A 5,479-nucleotide genomic window follows, 5' to 3' on the forward strand; every position below is an offset into this window, starting at 1 on the left:
ACGACCGGCAGCGACAGCCACCCGTCCAGGACGCCGCCCAGCGCTCCGTCGAGCGCGGTGTCCAGCATCCCGTCGAAGACCAGCGACAGAGCGAGCAGCACGACCCCCGTGATGCCGATTCCGAGAAACCAGGCCATGCGTGCCGTCCCCCTCTCACCCGTCGCCGACCTCCGCGTGACAGGATCCTCACACGCGAGGGCCATCCATTTCATTGCCGCATTCCGGCAATCTTTACGCTTCTTTGATGCCGCTTCGCAGCGGTACTCCGCCCAGGCGCGCAGGCGGTGCGCGCCGCCGGTGAGAGCGGCCGATGGGTGGAGGATGCGTGTCCTCGCAGCCGACGGGCGAGTCGGAGCTTCCGCTGTCCACAGCGTGTGGACATGCGCGGAGGATCCTCCGAACCGGGTACCTGCACCCCCGGGCAGACAGCACCGCTCGACCGCGTGATCGACAGGCTGCCCGGCCCCGCGCACCACTACTGCGGCGGCCTGTCGAAGCAGCCTGCCACGCAAAAGGCTTCAACAGGTCGGCCGAGCACCATACTTGATGTTGCGGGGGACCATCCCGTGGTGGCTTGACAGGCGAGAGGCAGTAACCCGGTGAACAGCGACAGCCAGGGAGTGGGGAAGGCCGAGGTGCGGCTCAAGTGGGACCCGAGTCCCTGGGATCAGCCCCCTCACCACCTCGACATCATCGCCACGACCTACTCGGCGGATGCCCCCTACGGGCGGCCGGTGTACGTCGTGCACTTCGACAGCCGCTCACCGGACGGCACCATCAACATGAGCCGGCACAGCCAGACCGGCCAGGGCTTCGGCTACGTCGAGGAGATGACCCTGGAGCTCGACCGCCTCGCTTCGTCCTTCGCACGGGTGGTCGTGGGCGTGGCGATCCACCAGAACAGCGGCCCCAAGACCTTCGGCGACATATCGAACGCCGGGGTACTGGTTCTCGAGGGATACAAGGAGCTGCTGAAGGACGACTTCGCGCAGGTCTCCGCATCCACCGCGGCGACGATCGCCGAGTTCACCCGGCACACCTCCGGCGCGTGGGAGTTCCACAGGATGATCCGAGGGTTCGACAGCGACCCCGTGGTCTTCACCGCGGAGATGGGCAGCACCCCACGGCCCTGACCGGGGAATCGGCGCAGAGATGCACGGCCCACCGCTGCCCGCTCCGTCCGCAATGCGCTGATCATTGATGGACCGTCGGCCAATGCGGACACTCGAGACGGCCGGCCAGGAGGATCACGACACATGGCGCAGTTGCCGACGCGCTGGGCAACCTGGACGGGATCCGCACCCGCGCACAGCCTGGCACGGGACAGGGTCGAGTGCCGCTGGTCGTCTGGCGGGCGAGCCGAGACGCAGGGGAGCATGACCGCCACCGATCAAGACGCCGCCCCTGACAGGCGGGCCGGACCCGCGCCCTTTCATCAGCACAGCCCAGCCAGGCCCCCGGAGGATACGAGGTAGGATAGGTCGCATGAGCGAGCCTACCGGCAAGTATTCGATCACCATGCCGCGCGACATCGCCGAGGCCGCCAAGGCCCGCAGTGGACCTTCCGGGCTGTCCGCCTACGTGGCCGCCGCCGTGGCCCGGCAGATCGAGCGCGACAACCTCAACGAGCTCATCCAGGTCGGCGAGGCCGAGCACGGGCCCGTCACCGACGAGGAGATCCAGGCTCTGCGCGACCAGCTCCACCAAGCCCGGCAGCAGCAGACGCAGGGCGGGGCGACCGCCGCGTGACCCGCTCCCCCGCCGTCCCCGGCGGCACGCTGGTTCTGGACAGTGAGGGGCTGGCCAAGGCCGTGCTGCGCGACCGCACGGTCACCGGCTGGCTCGCCCTGGCCCGCGCCGACGACCTGCGGGTCATCACATCCGCGGCCACCCTGGTGGAGGTGGTCCACCCCCGGATCAACCGGCCGGCCCTGGAGTGGACGCTGTCCCGCCTCGTCGTCGAACCGGTCACCGAGCCGACCGCCCGCCATGCCGCCGCCCTCCTCGCGGACGCCGGTCTGCACGGCCACAAGTACGCCATCGACGCCCTGCTCAGCGCCACCGCCCTCGCCGCCCCCGGCCCGGCCACGATCCTGTCCTCCGACCCCGAGGACCTCACCGTGCTGTGCGGCGGGCGCGCCACCGTCATCAAGATCTGATGTGTCCGCCGCCGGATGCCGCTTCCGGCCGGAGCATCCGCTCGCATCCGCAGCCGCCTGACGGTTTGCCTTTCAGCTCGGGCGCGCTGCGCCTCAAACTGCCCATCAGGCTCGGGGGGCCGGTCATAGGCGCTCAGCACCCCTTCGATGCGCTGGTTGTTGATGGACTGCCGGTCGTACAGACACTTCGCATACCGGGACAGGAGGACCTCGACGCTGTTGCCGGCCCGCTGAGCGACTTCGGCCGGGTCGGCGCCCGCGCACAACCAGGTGGACAGGGCCGAGTGCCGCGGGTCGTACGGCCGTTTGGCGAGCGGGGTGCGAGTGAGCGCGGGCGGCAGGGAGAGGTCGCGGGTCTCGTGCCAGACCCGGTTGTAGGTGGTGTAGGTGATGATCCGGCCCTGTTCGGTAAAGAACAGCCGCCCGTCGTCGGCCGTGCCGAAGGTGGCGACGTGATTCCTCCACATGGCCACCAGATGCGGCGGCAACGGCACCACCCGTGTCTCTCCCGGTAGACGGTTCTTCAGACCCGCTCGTCGTGGAACCTGCCGGTGTCGGTCCACCGTTTGCCGGCCTGCGGCAGCGTGCGGTGCGGGATCAACCGACCCCAACCGGTGCGAGGCAGGCGACAGTCCGGCAGCGCCACCGCGACCGCCTCCTCCGGACGCAGACCCGCGTAGTACATGCCGGCGAAGAACCCGACCAGCCGACGACCGCGGGCACGACGGTAGCCGGCCACGTAGGAGACGGCGTCCAGCAGATCCCGCGCCTGGTGCGGGTTGGCCACCACCCGTGGGTCCACCGAGATCGCCGGCTTGGGCACCCGCCAGCGAACCCTGTTCAGCGGGTGACTGCCCAACTCGCCGCGCTCCACGGCGTAGTGGAGCGCGTGCACCAGCACCTTGCGCTTGCGGCGCATCGTCTCCACCGCCGCCTCACCGCCATCCAGCTTGCGCCGCAGCGACTCCAGCACATCCCGCGCGAGGACCGGATCATGCAGGTCGACCAGCGGCCGGGACGCTTTCGCCACCCATTGCAGCACCAGCCGGTCCTCCGCCGGGATCTCCCGTTGCTCCGGCCCGGGCACGACAAACGCCCAGGGCCGCAGGGCACGGCGTAGCAACTGACCCTTCGGCCGGCCCGGCATGTCCCAGCACATCGCCAGGGTGATCGTTGTCAGCACGTCGCTGACCTCGTCCCGGGTCTTCGCCGCGCGGCCGGGCCAGTGTGCCCGCGCGTACTCGCAGCAAAGGCGTACCAGCTCGGCTTGGACGGACCCCGGGAGCCGTCCATGGGACTGACGCCCTGGGCCAGGCCCACGCGGATGGCCAGCACCAGCTCCGTCATGGCATTCGGCCACAGGTGGCCGAAGCCCGTACGGGTCGCTGAGGGGCCGCTTGTGTGGCGCCAAAGTCACCTGTGGCGGGGCCTGTTGAACCTATAGCGTGGCTCGTCGACCCGCCTGTGAGTGGCTCCCCGCGGGGCCGCGGAAGGAGCGCAGCAGCGTGCGCCGCATCGCGTCCGAAGTCCAGATCAGTGCCCGGCCCGAGGAGGTGTGGTCCGTCCTCACCGGCTTCGAGCGGTTCCACGAGTGGAACCCCTTCCTGGTGGAGGCGGCCGGCAGAGTGGAGCCGGGGCAGCGTCTCAGCCTGCGGTTACGGCTGCCCGGCAATGGTCGCGAGATGGTGTTCAAGCCGACCGTGCTCGTCAGCGAGCCGGCCCGGCTGTTGCGTTGGCGCGGGCGCCTCGGCGTGAGGGGTGTCTTCGACGGACTGCACGCCTTCGAGCTGACACCGCGCGAGGGCGGGACGCACGTTCTGCAGACCGAGGTGTTCACCGGCGTGCTCGTTCCCGTCACCGGCTCGATCATCCGGCAGAGCGAGGTGGGGTTCGGGCTGATGACCGACGCCCTGAAGAAGCGGGTGGAGTCCTCGGCCTCGTCCTAGCCGTGTCCCAGCTCCGTCCTGGCCCCGTCCTGGCCATGTCCTGGCCGTACGAGCTTGCCGCCTGTCCCTGAGACGGCAGGGTCCAGGGTCGGCGGCAGGCTCGTTTCCCGGGTGCGCCGCCGGATCGCTCCGGTGCGTGTCCGTCACCTCCGCCACCATGATGTTCCGCCCTGAAGGCGAACCTGTACCTGCGGTCACCGAGACCTGCAAGATGCCTGCAAGGGCCGCTTCAGGCCACGCCGGGGACATCGGGGGTTCCTCCGAAGCCGTGGGGTCGTCGTGGTTGCGGAGTGACCGTCTCACCGCGGTGCGCGGGCCCCGTGGCGTGTTCGCTCCTATCGTGGAACAGCACGGTGTTGCTCGGCGCGGAGGCGGACAGGTCATGAGCCAACCGCAGATCGACTATGCGGCGGTCTTCCGGGCCCTGCCCGGCATGGTGGCGCTGCTCACCCCCGACCTGGTGTACGCCGACGCCAACGACGACTTCCTGCGGCTGGCCGGGCGCACCCGTGAGCAGCTGCTGGGCCGCTACATCTTCGACGTCTTCCCCGAGAACCCCAACGAACCGGCCGCGGCCGGCATGCGTGAGACCCGGGCGTCGATGCTCCGCGTGGCGACCACCGGCGAGCGCGACACGATGGCGCTGCTCCGCTACGACATCGAGGACCCCGCGCGGCCCGGCCACTGGCAGGAGCACTTCTGGAGCCCGGTCAACGCACCCGTACGCGACCCCGAGGGGCGGGTCGTGCTGATCGTGCACCGGGTGGAGGAGGTCACCGAACTCATCCGCGCCTTCGGCCGGCGGGACAACGACCGGGAGGCCCGTGTGCTGGAGGCCGAGCTGTACACGCGGGCCCGCGAACTGCAGGAGGTCAACGAACGGCTCCGCAGGGCGCACGCCCACGAACGCGAGGTCGCCCTGGCCCTGCAGGCGGCGATGCTGCCCCCGCCGGGCCCGACCGGGCGGCACGGGGCGGCCGTGCGCTACCGGCCCGCCGTCGGCTCCCTGAACGTGTGTGGCGACTGGTACGACCTGGTCGACCTGCCCGGCGAGAGCCTCGCGGTCGCCGTCGGTGACGTGGTCGGCCACGGGCTGGCGGCCGCCGGCGCGATGGGACAGCTGCGCAGCGCCCTGAGCGCGGCCTGCCGCGTCGCCGACGGCCCGGCCCAGGCACTGGACGCCCTCGGTCTGTACGCCCGCTCCGTCGAGGGCGCCGAGTCGACCACCGCGGCGACGACGTTCGTCGACTGGGGCGACCGGTCGATCACCTACAGCTGCGCCGGTCACCCTCCGCCCGCCCTGCTCCGCCCCGACGGCACCGTGGTCTTCCTCGACCAGGCCACCGACCCTCCGCTCGGCGCCCGGCCCGACCA

At 70.6% G+C, this 5,479-nt stretch carries 6 protein-coding genes; 5 read left to right on the top strand and 1 reads right to left on the bottom strand.

Annotation, left to right across the window (positions count from 1 at the left end; genetic code table 11):
- Positions 1-599: 599 nt before the first annotated feature.
- From FNH08_RS43525 to FNH08_RS43535, 3 genes are all read left to right on the top strand, one after another.
- Positions 600-1,133, top strand: a complete 534-nt coding sequence (locus FNH08_RS43525; RefSeq protein ID WP_322726400.1) for a TerD family protein — start codon at positions 600-602, stop codon at positions 1,131-1,133.
- Positions 1,134-1,485: 352 nt separating this feature from the next.
- Entirely contained in the window at positions 1,486-1,749 is a 264-nt protein-coding gene (locus tag FNH08_RS43530) for a CopG family transcriptional regulator (protein ID WP_152777035.1), read from the top strand.
- Entirely contained in the window at positions 1,746-2,159 is a 414-nt protein-coding gene (locus FNH08_RS43535; RefSeq protein WP_322726401.1) for a DNA-binding protein, read from the top strand. The genes FNH08_RS43530 and FNH08_RS43535 overlap by 4 nt, the downstream gene beginning before the upstream one ends.
- A gap of 523 nt (positions 2,160-2,682) precedes the next feature.
- Here FNH08_RS43535 and FNH08_RS52715 read toward each other — a convergent pair.
- Positions 2,683-3,342, bottom strand: coding sequence for a hypothetical protein (locus FNH08_RS52715; protein ID WP_228034733.1), 660 nt, complete (start codon positions 3,340-3,342; stop codon positions 2,683-2,685).
- Positions 3,343-3,664: 322 nt separating this feature from the next.
- Here FNH08_RS52715 and FNH08_RS43545 point away from each other — a divergent pair, with 322 nt between their 5' ends.
- Together FNH08_RS43545 and FNH08_RS43550 are read left to right on the top strand one after the other, a co-directional pair.
- A complete protein-coding gene (locus FNH08_RS43545) occupies positions 3,665-4,105 on the top strand; it encodes an SRPBCC domain-containing protein (protein WP_322726402.1) in 441 nt (146 codons plus the stop codon).
- Between the two features lie 382 nt (positions 4,106-4,487).
- Positions 4,488-5,479, top strand: a 992-nt coding sequence (locus tag FNH08_RS43550) for a PP2C family protein-serine/threonine phosphatase (protein WP_152777036.1), incomplete at its 3' end; no start/stop codon positions are given.

Source organism: Streptomyces spongiae (genome assembly GCF_009377185.1).
In the GTDB taxonomy this organism is placed as follows: Bacteria; Actinomycetota; Actinomycetes; order Streptomycetales; family Streptomycetaceae; genus Streptomyces; species Streptomyces spongiae.